Here is a 23,761-nt window from a genome sequence, read left to right as displayed (position 1 = left end):
CCTCGACAACCCGTTCGGCACGAGGTTGTCACCCATGTCTTAGGTACGACCTGTTACCTATGTCTCCGGTCTGGACAGTCCGGAATTGGCGCGCTCGGAGAGATTCGAACTCCCGACCCTCGGAATCGAAATCCGATGCTCTATCCAGCTGAGCTACGAGCGCCCTGGCCCAGGCAATGGGCCGCAACCGAGACGCCCCAGATCGCTGCTGGCGAGCCAGCAGGCCGGACGACGTTCGGATGGGTTCGAATTAGCAGAGAGGCCGGCCAATAAAAAGCCCTTCCCGCCGGATTCGAGAAGGGTCGGACCCGCTCTTACCAAGTGCTGTTGAAGAAGCCGAAATGCGGCTGCTGCGCCATCACCATCATCGGCCCACCTTGCTGCGGCATCGGACGCGTTCTGGCGACCTTGCGCTTGGGCTGCTGCGCCGGGGTCCGAGGGGGCTGGGCCTGAGGAAGCTGGGCCTGCGCCTGAACTTGCGGCTGAATTTGCGTCTTGGCTTCGGTCCTCTTGGCGGCAGCGGTATTGGCCTTCGCGGCCGGCGTGAATTGGGCGAACGTCTCGCGGACCCGTGCCTTGGCTGAAATCTCGGCCAAAGCCGGAGACATGCTCTCCACGGGCGGCTGGGGAGCCGCGACGGCGGCGATCTTCACCGCAGGGGCGGCAAGCGTCGGCTGACTGGTGTCGAGAACGACGCGCTCCGGCAGGTGGCGATCGGACCGGATCCGGATCAAAGGCTGTTCGTTGCTTGCGGTTGCGACAGCCTGCGTCACAGGCGAAGTCGGCAGAACGGAGTTCGCCGCGAACAGCAGTGCGAGCAAGGCTCCACCGACAAAGAAGAAATACCGAAAAATGGGCATTTGGCCACGCTCCGCCCGTCGCATCCCCGCGTGGGCTCTCCGCCTTAACGGGCGATCATTTAATTGGTTCCTGGCCCAGCCGTTCGGTTCAAATGGCGACGCCAAGTTTTTTGCCCAAGCCCCCAGGACAGTAACTTTTCCGCTACCGGAAAATGCCGGCCTTAGGTCCGGCGTGCTGCCACAAGCGAACACTTCGCCTGATCGGCATTCACGTTGACGAAGCCGACAGGAATGCGCGCAAAAGTCTTGCGGCTCTTCATGCCGACCGTATCAGCCAGAACGCGGCTGCGGTCGGTGAGATGACTGCCATCGCGCCGCGCAAAAGCGCAGACGATCTCGACATCCTTTACGGCATAGTCATTGTCGTTGCGGAGCGTGAGCGTCACCAGCGCCTTCGAGCCAAGGCCGCCGCGGCGCCAGGTCTGAGATGAAATCCTGATCCGACCGAGTTCTGCCATTGTCGGAATCTGAGCTTCGGAAGGCGACGACGGGGCGGCCGCATCGCCCAAAGGCGCCGTCTCGACCGCTGCCACGTCAGACCTCACCGGTTCGGCACTGTTGCCTCTGGAAACAGGGAGCAGCATCCAGACGCCGCAACCGACGATGATGGCCGCCAACAGCCACAGCAGGCCTCGCCCAACTGAAACGCTCGCGATCGTCACCGCCCGCGCCAGTCGTTCGCCGGTCCCGGCGAAACGCCCTAACCCGATGCGGTCAAACCCAGCGTTCATGGTTGCCTCACCGATCGCGGCCGAAGCACGTTCGACAACGGATTCCGCCATTGCTTACCTTAATCCGGAAGACGAACTAAGGTTCCCGCGCACTGGCGAGTCGGCAAGAGCGGTGGCGGTCACCGGCCGAGGCGGCTAACATGCGCTGCAACATCAAGACCCGTCGGGAGAACATGAAATGCCAGTCGTCACTTGGGATCACGTCCATCTGCGCAGCCCCGATCCGGAGGCCACGGCGGCGTGGCTGCGGGACATCCTTGGTGGCGAGATCGTGCAAGCGCCCGGACGGATCGACGTGAATCTTGGAGGCGCAAGGATCTTCATTGCGCCACTCGAGGGCGACAACGCGGTCAACCCGCCGCCGCCGCACCCGCATCAGGGGCTCGACCATTTCGGTCTCACGGTGAAGGACATCGACGCCGTCGCCGCCGAGATCAAGGCCAAGGGCGTCACCTTCACGCGCGAACCGACCACGATCCGCCCCGGCGTGCGCATCTGCTTCATCCGCGGCCCCGAAGGCATCTCCATCGAGCTGCTCGAGCGCGACAAGAAATATACCTGACACGGCGCGCGCCGCATCGGCGCACCGGGCGACGTGCGGCCCCGCGCGCCTAAGTCATGCTGCCGGGCATGAAGCAGCGGATGGCCACGCCCATGTAGCCGTAGATCGGCCAGACCATAGTGCGTCCCACCCGGTTCGGCTCCGAGATCACGGCCTCCTCTGGCACCTCGACCCAGACGAGCTCCTGCGGTCGGCCGTCGATCACGTAGCCATAGCGCGGGACGCGGACCCGATAGTGCCCGTCCTTGCTGTCCCAGTCGGTGTCTGAGAGTGCCGAGCCGTCTGCATCGGAGCAGCAAGGCCCCTTGCCGCTTCGCAGTCCGTCGAACCAGGCCTTCAATTCGGCATTGGTGTTGACGAACTGGCCGCGGTCGCGCGCGTGCCCGAAGGGGGGTGCGAGTGCGATCAAGGCCAGGGCGCAAGCGAGGCTCGCCACGGTTCGCCAGCGTACCGCGCCGCCAATCCGCTGTTGTCGTGTTTCGCAAATCGTGGGACGCACACTGTACAGACGCGGCTCCTCGCCGCCGGAATCGATCCAGTTGCTCACGTTTGTCTTGCTCCAGCACCCCGCGGCCAGTGCAACAATGGTTATGCATTTCGCGGGCCAACTTGATTCGCAACGACTGGCCTCGCTTCATAATCAGACCGTCATGGCGGTGTCATAGACAAGCCGGGACAACTACGGCTCACGGACAGGCTCGCAAGGCCGGCAGCCAAACTCCCGCGTTGCGTGGCCGCATGCGCTTTGGCATAAATGCCTACCGGTTACGCCATTGGGCGATGGCGGCCGGCCTCGGGACGTTATGAAGAACGGCCTCTATTCGATTCACGTGAACCTGCTCGATGGTCGGGTCGGCAAGGGCAGCGGCGTGATCCTTTTTCGCGACGGCAAGATTCTTGGCGGCGATGCCTACCTCTATTACACCGGCAGCTACACGGTGAAGGACAACACCTTCAAGGGTGAGGTGCTGGTCCAGCGTCACACCTCGCCGCGGGGCGACGACAATCCGCTGTTCGGCGGGCCGGCCGCGGTCGGCATCGGCGTCAGCGGCACCTTCACGGAGACGCGCGGGGACATGACGGGCACCGCGCTGGTCGGCAAGGCCAGCCAGATTTTCGGCGCGACGCTGCACAAGCTTGCAGAGGCCGACTAGAACTTCGGGTTTTAATTGAATCGACCGAAGCTCTGATTGTTGTTTCGACGCGCTTTCTTCACGCGAACCGGCATCTACTTCGCTCGAAATGCTCGAGCTATTCCGCGGCCTGCTCGAGCGGCGCCACGCGCGGCAGGATGATCTGGATGCGTGTGCCGCTGCCCGGTTCGGAATCCAGATCGAGCCGTCCACCGAGCCTGTTCGTGACGATGCTGTAGACGATGTGCAGCCCGAGGCCGGTGCCGCCCTGGTCGCGCCGCGTCGTGAAGAACGGATCGAAGGCACGGCGGCGGACGTCGAGCGACATGCCGCAGCCATTGTCGGAGAAGATGATTTCGACATTGTCCTTGCCGGACTCGCGCACCTGGATGTCGATGGTCCCCGGCCGACCGTCCGGGAAGGCGTGCGCCACCGCGTTGAGAAACAGATTGGTGAGCACCTGCCCGTACGGTCCAGGATAGCTGTTCATGGTCAGATCAGGCTGGCACTCGACGTTGAGCGTCAGATTGTGCTTGCGCAGGCCCGGCCGCAGACTCATCACCACCTGCTCGGTGAGGTCACCGAGATCGAAGCTGCGCTGGTCCGAATAGTTGCGGTCGGCGGCAACCTGCTTGAACGACTGGATCAGCTCGGCGGCGCGGTTGAGATTGGAGACGAGCTGCGAGGACGCGTCGCGGCTGGTATGGAGAAAGTCGTTGAGCGTGGAGCGGCGCAGCTCGCCACGCTCGACCTCGGCGGTGAACATCGCGGTCTTGCGCTCCAGCGCGGAGGCGACCGTGAGGCTGATGCCGACGGGATTGTTGACTTCGTGCGCGACGCCGGCGACGAGGCGCCCGAGCGCCGCCAGCTTCTCCGCCTCGATCAGCGAGGCCTGGGTCTCGCGCAGATTGCGCAGCGCGGTCTCGGCGGATTCCTTAGCCTTCCGCATCTCCTGCTCGCCGCGCTTGCGCTCGCCGATGTCGAGCGCCACGGTCACGATCCGCTCGATCTCGCCTTCGGCATCGAGCAGCGGCAGCTTGTTGACGAGCCATTGCCGCATGTGGCCGGACGAATCAATGTACTCCTCTTCGTAGAAGCCGAGACCTTTTCGCAGCGTCAGCACGCGCTTGTCGCTCTCGTCGGACTTGGCCGCGCCGTAGCGAGACATCAGGTCGGCCGTGGTGCGGCCGAGCGCATCGCCGGGCTCGATGCCGAAGATGCCGGCCATGTAGCGGTTCATCAGCACGTAGCGCAGGTCGCGGTCCTTGACGTTGATGACCGCGGGCACGGTGTCGATGACCTGCTGGAGCAGGCGCCGTCCTTCGGCGATGGCGTCTTCCGCGCGCTTCTGGTCGGTGATGTCGCGCAGCGTGCCCTCGTAGCGGACGATGTTGCCCGCCTCGTCGCGGACGCCGGTGGCACTGTCGGACAGCCACAGGATGTCGCCGCCGCGCTGGCGCACCTGGTACTCAAACTCGCGCACCATGCCGTCGCGTGCCATCAGCCGCTGATATTCGACGCGCGCCTCGGGATTGACGTAGATTGTGTGGGCGATGTCGTTGATGCTGTCGATCAGCTGCTGCGGGCTGTCGTAGCCCATCATCCGCGCCAGCGCCGGATTGGCATTGAGGAGGTCGCCGGCCGGCGTCGTGACATAGATGCCATCGACCGAGCCCTCGAACAGTTTCCGGTAGCTCTCTTCGGCGAGGCGCTGCTCGGTCAGTGCGCGCACCGCCGCCTCGCGCGCCGTGTCGGCCTCCTCCAGCGCGCGGCGGAACACTTCGGCCGCCCGCGCGATGTCGCCAATCTCATTGTCGAGATCGGCGGACGGGATCGAGGTGTTCTTCTCGCCGGCTGCGAGCGCGCGGATCGACCGCGCGATCTGGGCGAGCGGACGGACTGTCCGCCGCACCACGAAGCCGGCCGCGAGAATACCGATCAGCACACCGATGGTACCGAGCACGATGCTCTCCCAGCGCGCCTCCGTCAGCGTACGGGCAAAGTCGCGCGACAGCACGTGACCGCGCCGGGCGCTGACCTCGCGCAGCAATTCGGTGACGCGGCCGATCAGCCGGCCCTCGGTTCCCAGCACCTCGCGATCGATGTCGGCGATCTGCCGTTCACGGACAGCGACCGCGATGATCGCCTCGGCGTAGTCGTTGACCGCCGATCTGAGCTTGGGATCAGTGACGCCCATCGCTCGCATGCTCTGCGCCGCCTGCTCAGCCGCAGACGGGTTGCGCGCAAGCAACCCGAGCGCGATCCGGCTCTGCGCTTCCGACAAGCGGGACGCCAGCTCTCGGTCCGCAGTGCCAGAGACAGCCGCGTCGAACTGGTCACGGAGCGGCGGCAGGCCGGCAAGCAGCTGGGCGCGGCGGTCGATCAGCGTCGAGATCCGCTCCAGCCCGCTGCGATAGGTCGCAAGCCGCTCGCTGACGCCGTCGATCATGTCCTGCTGCTCGGGCACGAGCTCGATGCGGGTCTTCTTCAGGATGTCGCTGAGCGTCGAGGCCGCCTCGCCCACCTGCTTGAACTGGATGCCGGCGCCGGGATCGGTGACGAAGTCGCGCGCGGCGAGCCGCAGCTCGTTCATGCGGCGGTCGATGTCCTCGGCGAGGTCGCCGACGCTCTGCAGCCGCTGCAGCTCGGCAAAGGTCGTGTCGATGTGCCGGATCGCGATCACGCTCGCGGTCGAGGTGACGATGATCACCGCCAGCACCAGAAGGAAGCTGCCGAACGTGAGCTGGCCGATGGAGAGCGAGAATGTTCGCTTTTTCTCAGGGGTCGGCGTCAATTCGGCGGACATTGGTGATGTGAGGACCCGGCTATTGGAGCTCCAATATACGACGTATTGCGGTCCCGGGGGAACATGCGTCTCGCCGCCGAATATCCTTAATATTGCAGCCCTGCCGGACCCCCGCCGCCTCGGCTTTTATGACGTTTTGACGTCGGCCGGCCGCCGGGCCGGGATGGTCATGGCGGCGACGCCGAGAACAACGCAGGCAAGGCCGATCCAGGCGGTCCGGCTCAGGCTCTCGCCGAGGAAGGCGACGCTGATGGCAACCCCGATCGGCACGCGGAGATAAGCCTGCGCCGTGGTGCCGACCGAGCCCAGGATCTGGATCAGGCGGAAATAGATCACGAAGGCCGCGGCGGTCGAGAATGTCGCCAGCGCGAGCAGCGCCAGCACGGAACTCAGCGAGGGCGACAGTGTCCAGGGCTGCTCGACGATGAGCGAGGCCGGGACCAGCGCCGCCGCCCCCGCCAGCAGCGAGCCGGCCGCGGGCGCCATGGGATCGAGGCCCTTGAAGCTGCGGCCGAAGATCGCGGCGCAGGCGTAGCAGATGGTGGCGGCAACGATAGCGGCCTCCGCGACGAGGCCGCTTCCGACATCATGGACGGCGTCGACGCCGACGATCAGCAGGATGCCGGCCATGCCGGCAACCACGCCAACCAGCTTTCGCGGTGTCGTCGCCTCGTGACGCGTCACTAGGGCCGTGAGCAGGAAGGTGAAGATCGGGCCGGCCGAGTTGAGGATGGTCGCGAGCGCGGCATCGACGTGCCGCTCGCCCCAGGCGATCAACGTCCAGGGGATCACGCTGTTGAGCACGGCCTGGAAGGCGAAGCGTTGCCAGGTCGCGGCATCCGTCGGCATCCTGATGCCTCGCGCCCACATGATCGCGAGCAGCAGGAGGCCCGCAATCGTGGTGCGCGCCGCGATCAGCGTGATCGGCGGAATGGTGGCGACGCCGAGCTTGATGAAGGTGTAGGAGCCGCCCCACAGCGTCGCCAGCGCGAGCAGCAACGCCAGCTCGACGGCAATGTTGTTGTCCTGTCGGTTGTCCATGTCGCGCGCTCGATCCCGTTGTCAGGGACGGAACCTAGCGCGTCTGCCCTCGCCGATACTTCGTTGTGTGTCGAAGTGTTCTAGCCGAGCGCCCCGACCTCGAACACCTCACCGTCATAGCCGGCCTCGCGGGGAATGCGGAGCTGACGACCGGTTTCGGTCTTGGTCATGACAGGCATCACCGTCACGACGGACATGCCGCGGGCGTGCTCCAGCGCCGCGCTCACGCTTCCCTGCTTGGCGAGCCGGATCAGATTGCGCGTGGTCGGGAACGGCAGCTTGAAGCGGCCGCTCTCGCCTCCCTCCACCGCCTCGCGCGGCGAGACCCAGATCGAGTCGGTCGACTCCCGGCCATCATGCGCGCCGAGCTGGTCGGGCGGTGCCGCCGCAAGGAAGAACCAGGTATCGAAACGTTTTGGCATCCCCTCGGGCGTGATCCAGTGCGCGTAAGGCACCAGCGTATCGAGCGCGAGCTGGAGGCCGTTATCGGCCAGAATGCTCAGGAAGCTGATCTTGTGCTCGTTGAGCGCCACGCGATGCGCATCCGCGATTTCGCCGGCGCGCTTGGCGTCAACAGGCGTGCCCGAGTCCTTCGAGCGCGCCAGCAGGATGCCGCTTTCCTCAAAGGTCTCGCGGATCGCGGCGATCCGAAATCCGCGGTCCGCTTCACTCAGTCCCTCGCCGCCCGAATACAGATCGGAGCGGGCGACGATCTCCTGATCGCCGGCATCGACGCTGCCGCCGGGAAACACCAGCGCGCCCGAATTGAACTCGATCTGATGATGGCGGACCATCATGAAGACTTCAATTTCGTCGCGGCTCTTGCCGTCGACCTTCGCGCCGTCGCGCAGCAGGAGGATCGTCGACGCAGGGCGTGATGCTGATGCCTCGGCCATTCGATTAACCTGCCGCGCTGGATTGCGAGCCGAGATTTGCGCGCTTGTCGACGCGGGCGACTCGCGACAGCAGGTACTCGACCTCTGCCTTCGCCGTCGGCGTGATGGTGGCGCCGGGCTTGCGCTGGGCGCTGGAGGCGATGATGCCGCGTTTCTGCAGCACGTATTTGCGCACGGCAAGGCCCGCGCCGGGCTGCTGTTCATAGCGGATCAGCGGCAGATGCGCGTCGAACAGATCATGCGCGGCGTCGCGCTTGCCTTCCTTCGAAAGTCGCACGACGTCGATCAGGAGTTCGGGGAAGGCATAGCCGGTCATGGCGCCGTCGGCGCCGCGCTCCATCTCGAAGTCCAGAAAGAGCCCGCCATTGCCGCAGAGGATCGAGAGCGGCCGCAGCGAGCCGTCCTTCTGGAAATTGCGCAGCGTCGAGATCTTTTCCAGCCCCGGCCAGTCCTCGTGCTTGAGCATGACGCAGTTCGGATTGTCGGTGACGATCTTGCGGATCACGGCGGGGGTGAACACCACCGACAAGGTCAGCGGATAGTCCTGGAGCACCCAGGGCACGTCGGGGCCGATGGCATCGGCCGCCTGCTTGTAATAGCCGATGATCTGGTCGTCGGTCCGCAACGACGGCGGCGGCGCGATCATCACACCGGCTGCACCGGCCTCCATCGAGGCCTTCGCCAGCGAGCGCATGGTGGCAAAACCCGGCGCGGAGACGCCGACGATCACCTGCATCTTCTTGGCTCGCTTGACGAAGCGTACCGCCACCTGCTCGGCCTCGGCGGCATCGAGCTTCGGCGCCTCACCGAGGATCCCCAGCACCGTGACGCCGTCGCAGCCGACCTCCTCGTAGAAATCGGTCAGGCGGTCGATCGAGCGCTCGTCGATCCGGCCGTCATCGTGGAACGGCGTCGGCGCGATTGCGAAGGTGCCCTTGGCGTCGGCGGTGAGCTTCATCGTTGTCCTTGTTTCTCTCTGTCGATGCCTAAAACCGCCGCGCCCCCATCTTGATCTGCTCTTCGGAGAAGAAGATCTCCTTGGCATGATCGGCGATGTCCTGGGCGTTCCAGCCCGTGTGCGGCGGCTTCCAGCCGTCCATTTCCATCATCCGCATTTCGCGCACGCCGCGGGGCCCGGACACGCCCAGCACCTTGCCGGTCTGGTCGCCCGACAAATCGCTGACCATGTATAGCACGGCCGGCGCGATGCCGTCCGGCCCCAGCGCCGCACCGGGGTTCTCCTTATAGCGGGGCAGGTCTGCGGTCATGCGGGTCAGCGCGCCCGGCGCAAGCGTCCAGATCCGGATGTTGTATTTGCGCCCCTCGATCGCCAGCACGTTGGACAGGCCCCAGATGCCCCCTTTGGCCGCGCCGTAATTGCTCTGGCCGAAATTGCCGATCAGGCCCGAGGTCGAGGAGGTGTTGACGATGACGCCACCGCCGTTTTCCCGCATCCAGCGAAACACCGGCATGGTGCAACAAAAGGTGCCCTTCAGATGCACCTTAATGACCTTGTCCCAGTCGGACTCAGAGGCCTTGGCGAAGGTCTGGTCGCGCAGAATGCCGGCATTGTTGACGAGGATGTCGGCGCGGCCGAAATGCTTGATGGCGTCGTCGAACACCGACTGGCCGCCTTCCATCGTGGAGATGTCGGCGCGATTGGCAACGGCCTTGCCGCCTTCGGCCTTGATCGCATCCACCACGAGCTGCGCCATCGATGTGTCGGCGCCGGAGCCGTCACGGGGCCCGCCGAGGTCGTTGACGACGACGGAGGCCCCTTCCCGCGCGAACAGCTTCGCGTAGGCCTCACCGAGCCCCCCGCCCGCGCCGGTGATCAGCGCAACCTTCCCGTCGAGTAGTCCCATGGTGGCTCTCCCTGGTTTTGTTTTTCTTACCTCGCCCCGCTTGCGGGGAGAGGTCGGATCGCCCTTGCGATCCGGGTGAGGGGGTACAGGTCTCAATACCGTCTCGGCTCGTGGTGAGAGCCCCTCACCCCGCCCTCTCCCCGCAAGTGCGGGGCGAGGGAGACGACGGCCGTCGCGTGTTGCTAACCCAACACCGTCTTGCCGTTCTTGATCACGGTGACGCCGCGCGACTTCACCTTGGCTTCGAACGAGATCACGCTGCCGTCCTTCCAGAGGTCCATGGTCACGGTCTCGCCGGGATAGACCGGCGAGGAGAACCGCGCGACGTGCTGGCGGAAGGCGGAGGCATCGTAGTCGGCATAGGTCTGGAGCACGCCGCGGCAGGTGATGCCGTAGGTGCACATGCCGTGCAGGATCGGACGCGGGAAGCCGGCTTTCTTCGCGAACTCAGGGTCGGAGTGCAGCGGGTTGCGGTCGCCGCAGAGGCGATAGACCAGCGCCTGGTCGGGACGCGTCACGATGTCGATGGTCGTGTCGGGTGCGCGCGACGGGATCTTGTGCGGATCCGGCTGGGTCAGGTTCGGCCCGCCAAAGCCGCCGTCGCCGCGGGCGAAGCGCGAGGCGACCAGCGTTGCCAGCTTCTCGCCCTTCTCGTTCTTGAGCACGGTCTGGTGGCTGATGACGACGCCCTTGTCCTTGCCTTTATCGTAGACTTCGACAACGGAGGAATCGGCGGTGATGTGCGCGGCGACCGGCAGCGGCTGGTGGAAGGTGATGTCGCGCTCGCCGTCGACCACCATCACGCGGTTGAGGTTCATCTCGCCCGGACCCGCGCCCCACGCCGCAACGGACGCAAAGGTCGGCACCACCTTGAGCGGTCGCGGCGTCAGCGTGCCCTCGTTGACGAAGGCGAGCTCGTTTTCGTCCATCGGATCGGCGCCGAGGCCGATACCGTAGGCATAGAGCATCACTTCGCGGTCGGTGTAGGCATATTTCTGGCCGAGGTTCTTGAGGCCTTTGAGTTCGTCGTATCTGGCGGACATTTTTGTTGTTTCCTCCCGGCAGCTTCAGCTGAGCGGCGCCCATTGTTGCGCCCTCTCCCCTTGTGGCAGAGGGCTACAAGGTGCCCGCAACAAACTCGTTTGGGTGAGGGGTTCGCTCCTCATCGAACAATCTCTCTGTGGAGAGATACCCCTCATCCGGCGCTTCGCGCCACCTTCCCCCACAAGGGGAGAAGGGAAGAACTCGCCGCGCCTACTACGCCGGCGTGAAGAACGGCAGCGGCGCCCCGTCCGTCGGCTTGAACACCACCTTCACCTTCTGGCCGATCTTCAACGTCGTCAGATCGCAATCGACGAAATTGGTCTGGAGCGACGGCCCCTCCTTCAGCGTGACGTAGCCGATCGCGTAAGGACCGGTCGGCGACTTCCGCATCAAGCTGTAAGTGTAGATCGTGCCTTCGCCCGAAGACTCCTCCCACACCGTCTTGTCGGAGTAGCAGAACGGGCAGATCGCGCGGGGGAAGTAATGCGCTTCGCCGCAGGCGGTGCAGCGCTTGATCATGAACTTGCCCTCTTTGGCCGCGTCCCAGAACGCCGCTGTCTCAGGGTTCGTCACCGGGGCCGGATATTTCTTGGCTTCGCTCATCACACGCGCTCCAGAATCGCAGTCGAGGCGGCGTGGCGGACGCCGAGAAGCCCGCCGGTGCCGTGGGCGATGGCGAGATCGCAATTCTTGACCTGCACCTTCGGATGCGCCTCGCCGCGCAGCTGCCGCACGGCCTCGAGGATCTTGGTCATGCCGCCGCGGTTGACGGGATGGTTGCTGCAGAGGCCACCGCCGTCGGTGTTGAACGGCAGCTTGCCGACGCCCGAGATCAGATTGCCGTCGGCGACGAACTTGCCGCCCTCGCCTTTCTTGCAGAAGCCGAGGTCTTCGAGCTGCATCAAGACGGTGATGGTGAAGCTGTCGTAGATCGAGGCGTATTTGATGTCCTTCGGCGTGATGCCGGCTTCCTCGAAGGCACGCGGGCCGGACCAGATGCCGGCGGAGTAAGTGAGGTCGAGATCCTTGCCGCCGCGCGGGCCCTTCATCGCCTCGCCGTGGCCAATCAGTCTGACCAGCGGCTTCTTCAGACTTTTTGCGATCTCGGGCGTGGTCACGATCAGCGCGCCACCGCCGTCGGAGACGACGCAGCAATCCATGCGATGCAAGGGATCGGAGATCATCGGCGAGTTCAGGACGTCCTCGACGGTGACGACGTCCTTGAGCATCGCATGCGGATTGTATTGCGCGTGGTGCGAGGCCGCGACCTTGATCCAGGCGAGCTGCTCGCTGGTGGTGCCGTAGTCGTGCATGTGACGCATGGCACACATGCCGTAGGCATTGTGCGTGCTCGCGCCGTAAGCCGTCTCGAAATCGGCCTCGGCGCCGGCCGCGCGCGGCGGCATCGCCCCGGTACGCGGCTTGCCGGCCAGCGTGATCAGCGCGACCGAGCACTTGCCCGCGGCGATCGCTTCGGCGGCGTGGCCGAGATGGATGATGTAGGAGCAGCCGCCGGTCTCGGTGGAATCGACATGGCGGAGTTTCTTGGTGTTCAGGCCGAGATAATCGACCATCGGCCAGGCGCCGCCCGGGGCGTCGCCCGCGCAGAAATAGCCGTCGACATCGTCCTTGCTGAGCCCGGCATCCTCGATCGCGCCCTTGGCGACCTCGGCATGGAGCTGGGCGGTGGATTTGTCCGGCGCATGCCGGGTCGGGTGTTCGTAGATCCCGGAAATGTAGGCTTTGCCCTTGATGGTCAAATAAGGTCTCCGCTGGCGTTTCTCACTTCCAGTTTTTTCTGAACCGCTGCTGCCCTGTTGGCAAGCGCGGAAATATTCCGCCGGGCGAGAGAGCAGCGGGTTCGCGCAAATGGCCGAGGTGCGGTGGGAGGGCCTCTGCTTCCGGAATCGTCACGCGAGCGCAGCGAAGCAATCCAGGAATCTTTCCGCGGACGCATTTCTGGATTGCTTCGCTACGCTCGCAATGACGGGAACGACGGGCAGAACCCTAAAGGTGTTTTGCCCGACGGCACAAGCGGTTTCGTTTTATCGGAACACACTTTTCTGCGAAAACAACCCGATGCACAGTAGACCGGTGGTTGATTTCAAACAGGAATTTGGTGGGTGGATTAGCGAGTCCACCCACGAAAATTCTACTCCGCCGCGATCTGCCGCGGAGCCGGCGGCGGGTTCGCGAGGTCGGCGGCGAGCTGGGCGTAGCGGGCCTTGGCATCCGCTACGGCCTTCTCCTTCACCGGGCCGTAGCCGCGGATGCGGTCGGGCAACGACAGCAGCTCCACCGCGGTGTCGATCGTGAGCGGCGACAGCAGGCCGAGCACAGTGGCGACGTCCTTCTCGTAGCCGGTGATCAGATCGCGTTCGAGCTTGCGGTCGGCGCTGCGACCGAAGATGTCGAGCGGCGTACCGCGCAGGAACTTGAATTTTGCCAGCACGCGGAACACCGGAAGCATCCACGGGCCGAAGGCGCGCTTTTTCGGGCGGCCGAGCGCATCGACGCCCCTGCTGAGAATAGGCGGTGCCAGGTTGAAGTTGAACTTGAAGTCGCCCTCGAACTGGTCGCGGAGCTGCTTTTCGAACGCGCCATCGGTGTAGAGGCGCGCAACCTCGTATTCGTCCTTGTAGGCCAGCAGTTTCGCGTAGTTGACCGCAACGGCGCGCGTCAGCGCCTCGTCATAGCCGCCCTGCCTGGCGGCGTCGCTGACCTGGTCCACCAGCTTGCGGTAGCGCTTGGCCAGCCGGCCGTTCTGATAGGCGGTGAGATGCTTGGCGCGGTGCTCGACGAGTTCGTCGAGCGTCATGGCGTCCAGGGTCCTGGGCGCAACGGCCTCGTCCGTTCCCTTCAGCATATCGGCGAGGCGCTGGGGGTCGGCGACCGCGAGGCGGCCGAGGCGGAAGGCCTCCTTGTTCATCTTGATCGAGACGCCGTTGACCTCGATCGCCTGCTCGATCGAGTCCGCCGACAACGGCAAGAGGCCCTTCTGATAGGCGTAGCCCATCATCATCATGTTGGTGGCGATGCTGTCGCCGAGCAGCTGTTCGGCCGGCTTGGTGAAGTCGAAGAATACCGAATCCTTGTGCAGCGCGGTCTCCAGCAACCCGTTCAGCTTGCGGGTCTGGAAGTTGAAATCGCGGTTGAGGACGAAGTCGGCGGTGGGAATGACGTGGCTGTTGATGATGCCGCGGGTGCGGCTGCTGTCGCAGAGCGAGATGGTGTCCTTGGCAACCGCGACCACCTCGTCGGCTGCGAGCACGACATCGGCCGTGCCGGTGACGATGCGCGAGCAGGTCACCTCGGCCGGATGATCAGACAGGCGGACGTGGCTCAGCACCGCCCCACCCTTTTGCGCCAGACCCGACATGTCGAGGATCATCGAGGCCTTGCCCTCGATATGGGCGGCCATGCCGAGCAGCGCGCCGATGGTCAGCACGCCGGTCCCGCCGACGCCGCCGACGGCGATGTTGTAGGGCTTGTCCAGGTTCGGGCGCGATGCCGGCTCGGGCAGCGCGCCAATATCGCCGACGCCCGCCGGCGCGCGCTTGCGCATCTTGCCGCCGTCGACGGTGACGAAGGACGGGCAAAAGCCTTTGACGCAGGAATAATCCTTGTTGCAGGTCGACTGGTTGATCGCGCGCTTGCGGCCGAACTCGGTCTCCAGCGGCTCGACCGAAATGCAGTTCGATTGCACCGAGCAATCGCCGCAGCCTTCACACACCGCGGGATTGATGAGCACACGGCGCGCAGGATCCTCCATCGTGCCACGCTTGCGGCGGCGGCGCTTCTCGGCGGCGCAAGTCTGCACGAAGACGATGGCGGACGCGCCCTTGACCTTGCGCAGGGTTTTCTGGACCGCATCGAGCTCGTCACGGTGCGCGGTCTTGACGCCGGGCGCGATCTCGTTCGCCGGATAGGCGTCGGGATTTTCCGAGACCAGATAGATCTCGCGGATGCCTTCGCTGTGAAGCTGGAAGGTGATCTGCTGCGGCGACAATTCGCCGTCGACATGCTGGCCGCCGGTCATCGCGGTCGCGTCGTTATAGAGGATCTTGTAGGTGATGTTGGCGCCGGAGGCGATCGCCTGGCGGATCGCGAGGCTGCCGGAGTGGAAATACGTGCCGTCGCCGAGATTGGCGAACACGTGCTCTTCCTTGGTGAAGGGGGCAACGCCGACCCACGGCACACCCTCGCCGCCCATGTGTGTGAAGGTCTCGGTCGAGCGATCCATCCACAGGGCCATGAAGTGGCAACCGATGCCGGCAAAGGCGCGACTGCCTTCGGGCACCTTGGTCGATGTGTTGTGCGGGCAGCCGGAGCAGAAATACGGGGTGCGGGCGACAGGCGCGGTCGCCTGCATTTGCGACGCCTGGCGGCCGTTGAACCAATCGGCCTTGGCGCGCAGCATCGTTGCAATTTCGGGATTGAGATCAAGTCGAAGCAGACGCTCGGTGAGCGAGCTGGCCAGTGAGGCGACGCTGAGTTCTTCGGCAAAGGGGAGGAAGCGCTTGTCGTGGTCGTCCATCTTTCCGATGATCCGGGGACGGACATCGTCGCGCCAGTTGAACAGCTCCTGCTTCACTTGATTTTCGACGATCTCGCGGCGCTCTTCGATGATGAAGATTTCCTCGAGGCCCACGGCGAATTGCCTGACGCCTTCCGGCTCCAGAGGCCAGGGCATGCCGATCTTGTACAATCGAAGTCCGATCTTGGCGGCGACCTCGGGGGTGATACCGAGCTCGCGCAGCGCCTGACGGATATCCTCGTAGCTCTTGCCGGACGCCATGATGCCGTAGCGCGCGTTCGGCGAGTCCATCGTGATGCGATTGACCTTGTTGGCGCGCGCAAAGGCGATCGCGGCAAAGCCCTTGTAGTCCTGCAGGCGGCGGTCCTGGGCGAAGCGGTCGTCGGGCCAGCGCAGATTGAGGCCGCCTTCGGGCATCTCGAAATCGGTCGGGATCACGAACGGCGTCATCTCGTCGGTCAGGTCGATCTCGGCGGTGGTCTCCACCGTCTCCGTGATCACTTTCATGCCGACCCAGCAGCCCGAATAGCGCGACATCGCGATACCGAGAAGACCCATCTCGATCATCTCGTGGACGCTCGAGGGATAGAGATAGGGCATCAGCGCCGACATGAAGGCGTGGTCGGACTGATGCGGGACCGTCGAGGATTTTGCGCCGTGGTCGTCGCCGGCGAGACACAAGACGCCGCCGTTCTTGGCCGAGCCCGCGGCATTGCCGTGGCGGAAGACGTCGCCGCAGCGATCGACGCCGGGGCCCTTGCCGTACCAGATGCCGACCACGCCGTCATACTTGGCGCCGGGCGAGAGGTTGAGCTGCTGCGAGCCCCAGACCGCGGTCGCGGCCAGATCTTCGTTCACGCCGGGCTGGAACTTGATGTTGTACTGCTCGAGATGCTTGCGCGCGGCGAAGAGCTGCTGGTCGTAGCCGCCGAGCGGCGAGCCGCGATAGCCGGAGATGAAGCCCGCGGTGTTCAGCCCCGCGGCACGGTCGCGCCGGATCTGGGCCATCGGCAGGCGGACCAGGGCCTGAATGCCGGTCGTGAAAATATGTCCGGTGTCCTGGGTGTATTTCTGATCGAGACTGATCGGACCCTGGTTGATGCCCATTATGTCCTCTTCCGCCCTTTTGAGCGCTTGGCTGCTTAAGCCGTTGCCTGCCCGTTGTTTTTAGCTAGGGCGCGCCGACCATTTCCGCCACTCTATGTCGGATATTTCACGCTCCGCATCACAATTCTGGACCAAAGGCAGCGCCGGGTAAAAATCGCAATTTCGTGGCTGCATTGGCATCCGCGATTTTCATTTTGTGTCACCATACCCCCGCCGTCGCGCAACGAATTGACGCCCGGTCATCCGGGACGGCGTCGATGGGGCGCAGGAGAGGCTTTCGATGCGGACGATTCTGGCTGGCCTGGCTCTCGTGGGTCTGGCGTTGTGCAGTGCGGTTGCGAGCGCGGCCGTCGCTGCCGAGCCTTCACCGGAGCTGATCGCCACCGGCAAGGCGCTGGTGGAGGCCGGCGACTGTGCCGGCTGCCACACCGCCGATCCCGCCAAACCGTTCGCGGGCGGAAAGCGCATCGACACGCCGTTCGGCGCGATCTACGCGCCGAACCTGACGCCGGACCGCGACACCGGCATCGGCGGCTGGACCGACGCCGACTTCACCCGCGCCGTGCGCACCGGCGTCGCGCCCGACGGCTCGAACTATTACCCGGCTTTCCCCTACCCCTATTTCACGCGGATGACGAAAGACGACACACTAGCGATCCGCGCCTATCTCGGAACGCTCGCGGCCGTCACGAGCCGCAACAAGCCGCCGGAGCTACGCTGGCCGTTTAGCCATCGCGGCCTGATGCGGATCTGGAACATGGTGTATTTCAAGCCCGGGCTGTTCGAGCCGGACCAGAGCCAGAGCGCGGTGTGGAATCGGGGCGGCTATCTCGTCACCGGGCTCGGCCATTGCGGCGCCTGCCACACGCCGAAGAACTATTTTGGCGCGGACAAGCAGGCGCAGGCACTCGCGGGCAACGAGGTCGGCGGCTGGTACGCGCCACGGCTCGATGGCGCCGCCCGCACCGGGCTGAAATCGTGGAGCGTCGAGGACGTCACGGAATATCTTCAGAGCGGGCGCAACGCCAGGAGCCATGCCAGCGGGCTGATGGCAGAGGTGGTCGTCAACTCGACTTCGAAGATGAGCGATGCCGACGTGCGCGCGATCGCGGTTTACCTGAAGGACCTGCCGCCGGCGCGGCGTGAGACGATCGTGACGCCGCCTGACGATCCCGAGATGAAGGCCGGCCAAGCCGTCTACGCCAAGCTCTGCATCGCCTGCCATGAGGCCGACGGATCCGGCGCACCGCGCATCTATCCGCCGCTGCCTGCCAACGCGCTGCTGCAATCGGTCAATCCGTCCTCGACCTTGCGGATCATCCTCGACGGCGCCCACACCGTGACCACGCCGCGCGCGCCCAACACCGGGGAGATGCCGGCCTATTCCAACCAGCTCTCCGACCAAGAGGTCGCGGCGGTGACGAACTACATCCGCAACTCCTGGGGCAACGCCGCTCCGCTGGTGACGCCGGCGCAGGTCGCAAAGGCGCGGAAGCAGGAGCCGTAACGAACGAACCTCGCGCGGCCGCGACGGTACGCTCCCTCGCCCCGTTCTTGCGGGGAGAGGGTTGGGGTGAGGGGCTGCTTCGGCGACAATCGTGACACTTGGACTCGCGGAGAGCCCCCTCACCCGCCACGCTTCGCGCGTCGACCTCTCCCCGCAAGCGGGGCGAGGTAAGAAAGAAGACCTACCGCTCCTCCTCCTCCTCTTCCGTGAACACGAATTTCGGCATTTCCCATTTGTAGCGCACCGCCAGCAGGCGAAAACTGATGCCGAGGACGAACGTCAAAATGGTCCAGAGCTCGGCGTTCAGCTTGAGGCCAAAGGCGGTCGCATAGAACAGTCCCGTCACCACCGAGACACTGGCATAGAGCTCGGAGCGGAACAGCAACGGCACGTCATTGCAGAGCACGTCCCGCAAGACGCCGCCGGCGCAACCGGTCACCATGCCGGAGACGATGACGATCGGCAGCGTGGCATCCATCTGCCAGGCGATGTCGCAGCCGGTCATGGTGAAGACGACGAGGCCGATAGCATCGAGCACGATGAAGGCCAATTTCAGCCGGTGCACCAGCCGGGCCATCAGGATGGTGAGGAAGGCGGCGCCGCCGGCCAGTGCGAGGTAGATGGGATTTTGCACCCAGGCCAGCGGATAATGACCGAGAAAGAGATCGCGCAAGGTGCCGCCGCCGAGCGCCGTGATGCAGCCGAGGAAGCAGACGCCGAGCCAATCCATGCTGCGGCGGCCGGCAGCGAGCGCGGCCGTCATGCCTTGCGCCGCGACCGCGACCAGCGACAACAGATGCAGCACGCTATCGCTCGGCGGCAAGCTCCACATCGCTTTGTTCCCTTCCGTCAGCGGAGCTTACGCTTCAGGTTCCCCAGCGAACAGGTTCCCGATTCCCGCCGCGGGCGCAACATGCGACGAAAGCATTAAGGAGGGCGGAACAGAATCTCGCATCCACGGGTTGTCCCGCCGCAATAATCGAGGAGAACCAATCGATGGCTGACGACCGTTTTATCAACGATCCGTACCGCCCGAATCTCGCCGATGATGAGTATCGCAATGCGGCGCGACGGGATGCCCAGCTCCAGGTCGACCCGGAGCTTGGCGAAGGCCCCGCCTCCAGCGGCAAAGTAGCCCTGTTCGCCGTGGCCATCGCCTTGGTGCTGGGTGCCGTGTTCTACGGCCTGAACAACACCGGCACCAGCAACCAGGCGAGCACCACGCCGGCGACGCAGACCGCCCAGCAGGCGCCGGCTACCAATCCGGCTGCACCTCCCGGCATGCGCGACGTGACGCCGCGCACCAACACCGGGCCGGGCGTGACCACGGGCGCCGCGCCGAGCAAGCCGACCCCGGATACGCCCGCACCGGCCGACGGCGCGAAGTAACGATTTGCAACAATATGCGACAGCGGCGGGATTTCAGATCCTGCCGCTTTCGTTTGTCTTTAGCTGAACATCTTGTTGAGCTCGCCGCCGGGATAGCCGCTCGCGAGCTCCGCGAAGGTGCCCTTCTCCGCCATTTCTTTCGCGGCCCGCATGAAGCCGCCCCAGGCGGCGCGAGCGAGCGAACCGCCGACGCTGATCCGGCGCACGCCGAGATCGGCAGCTTCCTGCAATGACAGCCCGGAGCCGCCGATCAGCAGGTTGAATGGTTTGGGTGCGACAGCCTTCACCACCGCGGCGATGTCCTCGCGGCTCTTCAGGCCCGGCGCGTAGAGGCAATCGGCGCCGGCATCGGCGTAAGCGGTGAGCCGGTCGATGACGAGCTTGAGGTCGGTCACGCCCCACAGATAAGCCTCGCAGCGACCAACCAGCAGCGCGCCGCTATCGCCGATCGCCTTGCGCGACGCCTTGATGCGCTCGACTGCGAGCGCGCGCTCGTAGATCGGCTTGTCCTTGTCGCCGGTGGAATCCTCGATCGACAGGCCGGCAACGCCGGTGCGCACACAGCGCTCGACATTGTCCGCGACCTTGTCCGGCTCGACTGCAAAGCCGCCTTCGAAATCCGCGTTCACCGGGATGTCGACGGACGTGCTCAATGCCGCCAGATGCTGACATACGTCCTCGACGGAGACGTGGTTGTCGGCCTTGCCGATGGTCCAGGCAAAGCCCGCACTCGACGACGCGAGTGCCTTGAAACCGAGGTGCTGCAACGCTTTCGCGCTGCCGACGTCGACCGGATTGGGCAGGATGAAGCAGCCGCTCTCGTGCATCTTCCTGAAGGTCGCGCGCTTGTCAGCAGTTGTCACGTGCATGTTTCTCTCCCTTGTTGGCCGCGCAGAGATGGGGACGTGCCGCGGCGCGCGCTAGTGCGCATCGTGCACCGCGCGGCTATCCTTCGGCGCCTGCTCGCGATCATTCATGCTGTAGTCACGGATGACGCTGGCGATACGCAAATGATAATCGGCGAAGATTTTCGCGCGGCCCTTGGCCTGGGTGCGGCGGTGCTCCATCGTGTTGCGCCAGGCTTGCACGGCCGCCTCGTCCCGCCAGAACGACACCGACAAGATTTTGCCCTTGTCGGTCAGGCTCTCGAAACGCTCGACCGAGATGAAGCCGTCGATGGTTTGCAGGATCGGCTTGAGGTCGGCCGCGAGGTCGAAATAATCCTGGCGGTGTTCCGGCTTCGGCCAGACCTCGAAGATCACGGCGATCATGGGCGTCTCTCCTGTCGTTGATGGCCTACAATATCACTTACAAGACCACTTGGCGCAGAAACGTGCGCTCTTCCGCGAGGATGAATTTGTGCTCCTCGGCGAAGTGGAAGTTCGCCATGCCTTCCGTATCCTGACGCAGCCGGGCGCGATAAGCCTCATACGCAGCGAGACTCTCGAAGGTGATCAGTGCAAACGCGATGTTGTTGGTGCCCTCGTGCGGCATGAAATAGCCGATCAGATCGCCACCGCATTTCGGGATGATGGTGAGCCAGCGCTTCGAATACTCCTCGAACTGCGCGCGCTTGAAGGGATCGAGCTGGTAGCGAATGAAGACGGTGACGGACATCTAAGTTTCCTCTTCCTTGTTTGCGCGAGCGAAGCGACAGCTCCTCATCCTGAGGAGCTTGCGCAGCAAGCGTCTCGAATGACGAAGGCTCCGCCGGTGGCCTCGCCCTTCAAGACGCGCGCAAGAGCGCGCTCCTCGGGGTGAGGATCGAGATTTCAGTTTTGCTACGCCGTTCGCTCGCGATGACGTGTATGTAGCACCACGCTACGCGCTTGCCCCACCGCAATGCTTCGGCTACCATCGAAGCATGAAATCAGGCCCAGACATCGCCATGATCGCCTCGCTCGTCGGCGATCCCGCACGCGCCAACATGCTCACGGCGCTGATGAACGGCCGCGCGCTCACCGCGAGCGAGCTGGCTCAGGAGGCCGGCATCACGCCGCAGACCGCGAGCTCGCATCTTTCCAAGCTCGAGGCCGGTGGCCTGATCGAGCCGGAGAAGCAAGGCCGCCACCGCTACTATCGCCTCACCGACGACGACGTCGCCGGCGTGCTGGAGGGCCTTGCGGGCCTCGCCGCACGGACCGGCCACATGCGCGTGCGCACCGGGCCGAAGGATCCGGCGTTGCGGCGAGCGCGGATCTGCTACGACCATCTCGCCGGCGATCTCGGCGTGCAGATGCTCGACACCCTGCGCGCGAAAAACCTGGTCAAGCAGAGGAAGCAGGAGATCGAGCTGACGGCGGATGGCGAGCGCTTCCTGGCGAAGCATCTGCAGATCTCGCCCGACATGCTCACCCATCCCCGCCGCCCCGTGTGCAAGGCCTGTCTCGACTGGAGCGAGCGGCGCCACCATCTCGCCGGCACGCTGGGCGCCGCCATGATGCAGCGTTTTGCCGAGCTGAAATGGGCCGCGCGCGACGCTACGCCCGGCAGCCGCGTGGTGAATTTCACCCGAACCGGCGAGAAGCAGTTTGCCGCGTTGTTCGGTGACGGGCGGGACTAGACACAACTCCGTGTGAACGACGTCTCTCGTCGCGGCCGGGCTTGACCCGCGGCCGTCCACGTCATTATGCGAACCATCGTTCCATGACCCTCAGAGACTCCATGAACCGCTTCGCTTGGGCCGCGCTCGTCGCCGCCCTCATCGCCTCTCCGCTCACCTCCACCCGCGCCGCCGACACCGCCCCGCGCGAGCCTTACGGCATCGCGCTCGAGGGCTTTGCCTATCCCTATCCCGTGCACGTGCTGCCTCTTGTCAATGATGGCGAGCAGCTCAGCATGGCCTATATGGACGTGCCGCCTGCGCAGCCGAACGGCCGCACCGTCGTGCTGCTGCACGGGCGCAACTTCCCGTCGAGCTACTGGGCGCCTGTTATCAAGATGCTGAGCGAGGCCGGTTACCGCGTCGTGGTGCCGGACCAAATCGGCTTCGGCAAATCCTCCAAGCCGGCGGGCGAGCTGCATTTCGACAATCTGGCGCGCAACACCATCGCGCTGCTCGATCACCTCGGGGTCGACAAGGCCGAGATCGTCGCCCATTCGCTCGGCGGCATGCTGGGCGTCCGCATCGCGCGCGCCTATCCCGACCGCGTCGCTCACCTTGTTCTGACGGCCCCGATCGGGCTGGAAGACTACCGCCTGTATGTGCCGCCGACGCCGACCGAGAAGATCATCGAGACCGAGGACAAGCTCACGGCCGATGGCTATCGCAAGCAGCTGCAGACCAATTACGCGATCAAGCTGCCGGCGGAGGCGATTACGCCGTTCATCGATGCCCGCTTCAACATCAAGGGCAGCCCTGATTATCCGCGCTGGCTGCGCGCCTTCGTCAGTTCCGGCCAGATGATCTATCGCGAGCCGGTGGCGCACGAGGTCGCACTGATCACCGAGCCGACGCTGTTCATCATGGGTGCCGACGACCACAACGCACCGGGCCGGCCGAACGCGCCGGAGTCGCTGCGCGCGAAAATGGGAGAGAACGCCGAGCTGGCGAAGGCACTCGCCGCGAAGATGCCGAATGCGCGGGCCGAGGTGATCCCGGACACCGGCCATCTCGTCTTCCTGGAATCACCGGAGAAGTACAAGGAGCTGGTCCTGGGCTTTCTCGGCCGCTAGCGACATTGCTGTCGTCCGGAGCCGCGTGCGGGGAATGTTCATGCCGCATTCAGGTCATGATTGGCAGATTTGGCTCGCGTCGTGTCGGCATGTTGCGAATTTTAACGTGTCGAATCGTGTCTTTTGATTCATGGTGCGCCGAAAGCGCCAAGCCCTCCTAGAAGCTGCCCCAATCCTGCCCGCAAAACCTCCCCAAGGACGAGAAGGAAGATCAAATGAAATACCTGTTTGCCGCCGTGATGCTCGCCAGCGCGGTCGTTGGTTTCAGCGAGGCGGCCAGCGCCGCCGGCGGTTGCGGCCCCGGCTGGTATCGCGGCGCCTATGGCGGCTGCCGCCCGATGCGCGGTCCGGTCGTTGTCCGCCCGGGTCCGATCGTGGTTGCGCCAGCCCCTGTCGTGGTCGTGCCGCGCGCGCGCGTGTGCCCCTACGGCTTCCGCTGGTACGCCGGCCGCTGCCGCCCGTTCTGATCTCGTTCTTCGCATAGCGAAATGGCCGCGCGGCGAAAGCCTGCGCGGCCATTTTCTTTTTGAGTGATCTTCCCCCAAAAAAGTGGACATGGATCAAGCCGATTTTAGCTCCATCTCGACCGGGCTGATATAGCCGATGGC

The 23,761-nt window shown here is 64.7% G+C and carries 23 protein-coding genes and 1 tRNA gene; 7 read left to right on the top strand and 17 right to left on the bottom strand.

Annotated features, from left to right (window positions below):
• Window positions 1-86: 86 nt before the first annotated feature.
• The 3 genes from AC0L3K_RS38005 to AC0L3K_RS37995 form a co-directional block, all read right to left on the bottom strand.
• A tRNA-Arg gene (locus tag AC0L3K_RS38005) sits at window positions 87-163 on the bottom strand.
• 151 nt (window positions 164-314) lie between these two features.
• Entirely contained in the window at window positions 315-860 is a 546-nt protein-coding gene (locus AC0L3K_RS38000) for a hypothetical protein (protein WP_007603097.1), read from the bottom strand.
• A 161-nt stretch (window positions 861-1,021) separates the two neighbouring features.
• A complete protein-coding gene (locus AC0L3K_RS37995) occupies window positions 1,022-1,591 on the bottom strand; it encodes a hypothetical protein (protein WP_354129514.1) in 570 nt (189 codons plus the stop codon).
• 178 nt (window positions 1,592-1,769) lie between these two features.
• Here AC0L3K_RS37995 and AC0L3K_RS37990 point away from each other — a divergent pair, with 178 nt between their 5' ends.
• Window positions 1,770-2,153 carry a VOC family protein gene (locus AC0L3K_RS37990; RefSeq protein ID WP_007603095.1) on the top strand — a complete coding sequence of 128 codons (384 nt, stop codon included), beginning with the start codon at window positions 1,770-1,772 and terminating at the stop codon, window positions 2,151-2,153.
• A gap of 49 nt (window positions 2,154-2,202) precedes the next feature.
• Here the strand turns inward: AC0L3K_RS37990 and AC0L3K_RS37985 are convergent, their stop codons facing one another.
• Window positions 2,203-2,700, bottom strand: a complete 498-nt coding sequence (locus tag AC0L3K_RS37985) for a hypothetical protein (protein WP_219684072.1) — start codon at window positions 2,698-2,700, stop codon at window positions 2,203-2,205.
• 256 nt (window positions 2,701-2,956) lie between these two features.
• Here AC0L3K_RS37985 and AC0L3K_RS37980 point away from each other — a divergent pair, with 256 nt between their 5' ends.
• Entirely contained in the window at window positions 2,957-3,307 is a 351-nt protein-coding gene (locus AC0L3K_RS37980) for a GrlR family regulatory protein (protein ID WP_007603093.1), read from the top strand.
• 97 nt (window positions 3,308-3,404) lie between these two features.
• Here AC0L3K_RS37980 and AC0L3K_RS37975 read toward each other — a convergent pair whose 3' ends face one another.
• The 9 genes from AC0L3K_RS37975 to AC0L3K_RS37935 form a co-directional block, all read right to left on the bottom strand.
• Window positions 3,405-6,092, bottom strand: coding sequence for a PAS domain S-box protein (locus AC0L3K_RS37975; protein ID WP_354129515.1), 2,688 nt, complete (start codon window positions 6,090-6,092; stop codon window positions 3,405-3,407).
• Window positions 6,093-6,218: 126 nt separating this feature from the next.
• Window positions 6,219-7,133 carry a DMT family transporter gene (locus tag AC0L3K_RS37970; RefSeq protein ID WP_007603089.1) on the bottom strand — a complete coding sequence of 305 codons (915 nt, stop codon included), beginning with the start codon at window positions 7,131-7,133 and terminating at the stop codon, window positions 6,219-6,221.
• Window positions 7,134-7,213: 80 nt separating this feature from the next.
• Window positions 7,214-8,029: an NUDIX hydrolase gene (locus AC0L3K_RS37965; RefSeq protein ID WP_007603088.1), complete on the bottom strand. Its 816-nt coding sequence runs from the start codon at window positions 8,027-8,029 to the stop codon at window positions 7,214-7,216.
• A 4-nt stretch (window positions 8,030-8,033) separates the two neighbouring features.
• Window positions 8,034-8,987 (bottom strand): dihydrodipicolinate synthase family protein, encoded by a 954-nt coding sequence (locus AC0L3K_RS37960; protein WP_007603087.1) that lies wholly within the window; start codon window positions 8,985-8,987, stop codon window positions 8,034-8,036.
• A gap of 28 nt (window positions 8,988-9,015) precedes the next feature.
• Window positions 9,016-9,894, bottom strand: coding sequence for an SDR family oxidoreductase (locus tag AC0L3K_RS37955; protein WP_007603086.1), 879 nt, complete (start codon window positions 9,892-9,894; stop codon window positions 9,016-9,018).
• 182 nt (window positions 9,895-10,076) lie between these two features.
• A complete protein-coding gene (locus tag AC0L3K_RS37950; protein ID WP_007603085.1) occupies window positions 10,077-10,937 on the bottom strand; it encodes a MaoC family dehydratase in 861 nt (286 codons plus the stop codon).
• Between the two features lie 214 nt (window positions 10,938-11,151).
• Window positions 11,152-11,541 carry a Zn-ribbon domain-containing OB-fold protein gene (locus tag AC0L3K_RS37945; RefSeq protein ID WP_007603084.1) on the bottom strand — a complete coding sequence of 130 codons (390 nt, stop codon included), beginning with the start codon at window positions 11,539-11,541 and terminating at the stop codon, window positions 11,152-11,154.
• Window positions 11,541-12,698, bottom strand: coding sequence for a thiolase domain-containing protein (locus AC0L3K_RS37940; RefSeq protein ID WP_354129516.1), 1,158 nt, complete (start codon window positions 12,696-12,698; stop codon window positions 11,541-11,543). Before AC0L3K_RS37940 ends, AC0L3K_RS37945 begins: the two co-directional genes overlap by 1 nt.
• A gap of 392 nt (window positions 12,699-13,090) precedes the next feature.
• Window positions 13,091-16,582, bottom strand: a complete 3,492-nt coding sequence (locus AC0L3K_RS37935; RefSeq protein ID WP_354129517.1) for an indolepyruvate ferredoxin oxidoreductase family protein — start codon at window positions 16,580-16,582, stop codon at window positions 13,091-13,093.
• 280 nt (window positions 16,583-16,862) lie between these two features.
• Here AC0L3K_RS37935 and AC0L3K_RS37930 point away from each other — a divergent pair, with 280 nt between their 5' ends.
• A complete protein-coding gene (locus AC0L3K_RS37930; RefSeq protein ID WP_473367985.1) occupies window positions 16,863-18,089 on the top strand; it encodes a c-type cytochrome in 1,227 nt (408 codons plus the stop codon).
• Window positions 18,090-18,270: 181 nt separating this feature from the next.
• Here AC0L3K_RS37930 and AC0L3K_RS37925 read toward each other — a convergent pair whose 3' ends face one another.
• Window positions 18,271-18,921, bottom strand: a complete 651-nt coding sequence (locus AC0L3K_RS37925) for a trimeric intracellular cation channel family protein (RefSeq protein ID WP_354129519.1) — start codon at window positions 18,919-18,921, stop codon at window positions 18,271-18,273.
• Between the two features lie 164 nt (window positions 18,922-19,085).
• Here AC0L3K_RS37925 and AC0L3K_RS37920 point away from each other — a divergent pair, with 164 nt between their 5' ends.
• Window positions 19,086-19,478 carry a hypothetical protein gene (locus tag AC0L3K_RS37920; RefSeq protein ID WP_007603078.1) on the top strand — a complete coding sequence of 131 codons (393 nt, stop codon included), beginning with the start codon at window positions 19,086-19,088 and terminating at the stop codon, window positions 19,476-19,478.
• 59 nt (window positions 19,479-19,537) lie between these two features.
• On the opposite strand, the gene AC0L3K_RS37915 is transcribed toward AC0L3K_RS37920, so the two are convergent.
• The 3 genes from AC0L3K_RS37915 to AC0L3K_RS37905 are packed head-to-tail and all read right to left on the bottom strand — an operon-like array spanning window position 19,538 to window position 21,095.
• Complete coding sequence (locus AC0L3K_RS37915) at window positions 19,538-20,347, bottom strand: isocitrate lyase/PEP mutase family protein (RefSeq protein ID WP_354129520.1); 810 nt, start codon at window positions 20,345-20,347, stop codon at window positions 19,538-19,540.
• 51 nt (window positions 20,348-20,398) lie between these two features.
• Complete coding sequence (locus AC0L3K_RS37910) at window positions 20,399-20,749, bottom strand: antibiotic biosynthesis monooxygenase family protein (RefSeq protein WP_007603077.1); 351 nt, start codon at window positions 20,747-20,749, stop codon at window positions 20,399-20,401.
• A 37-nt stretch (window positions 20,750-20,786) separates the two neighbouring features.
• Complete coding sequence (locus tag AC0L3K_RS37905; RefSeq protein WP_007603076.1) at window positions 20,787-21,095, bottom strand: NIPSNAP family protein; 309 nt, start codon at window positions 21,093-21,095, stop codon at window positions 20,787-20,789.
• A 247-nt stretch (window positions 21,096-21,342) separates the two neighbouring features.
• Here AC0L3K_RS37905 and AC0L3K_RS37900 point away from each other — a divergent pair, with 247 nt between their 5' ends.
• The 3 genes from AC0L3K_RS37900 to AC0L3K_RS37890 all read left to right on the top strand — a co-directional run bounded on the left by AC0L3K_RS37900 (window position 21,343) and on the right by AC0L3K_RS37890 (window position 23,620).
• Window positions 21,343-22,041 (top strand): winged helix-turn-helix domain-containing protein, encoded by a 699-nt coding sequence (locus AC0L3K_RS37900; RefSeq protein ID WP_035994716.1) that lies wholly within the window; start codon window positions 21,343-21,345, stop codon window positions 22,039-22,041.
• A gap of 101 nt (window positions 22,042-22,142) precedes the next feature.
• Window positions 22,143-23,153, top strand: coding sequence for an alpha/beta fold hydrolase (locus AC0L3K_RS37895; RefSeq protein ID WP_354129521.1), 1,011 nt, complete (start codon window positions 22,143-22,145; stop codon window positions 23,151-23,153).
• A 215-nt stretch (window positions 23,154-23,368) separates the two neighbouring features.
• Window positions 23,369-23,620, top strand: coding sequence for a GCG_CRPN prefix-to-repeats domain-containing protein (locus AC0L3K_RS37890; protein ID WP_007603074.1), 252 nt, complete (start codon window positions 23,369-23,371; stop codon window positions 23,618-23,620).
• The last annotated feature ends 141 nt before the right edge of the window (window positions 23,621-23,761 follow it).

The sequence above is a fragment of the Bradyrhizobium sp. MI1.10 genome (assembly GCF_055811035.1).
The sequence above is the reverse complement of the archived record's forward strand: the minus strand, read 5'-3'. Positions and strand labels throughout refer to the sequence as shown.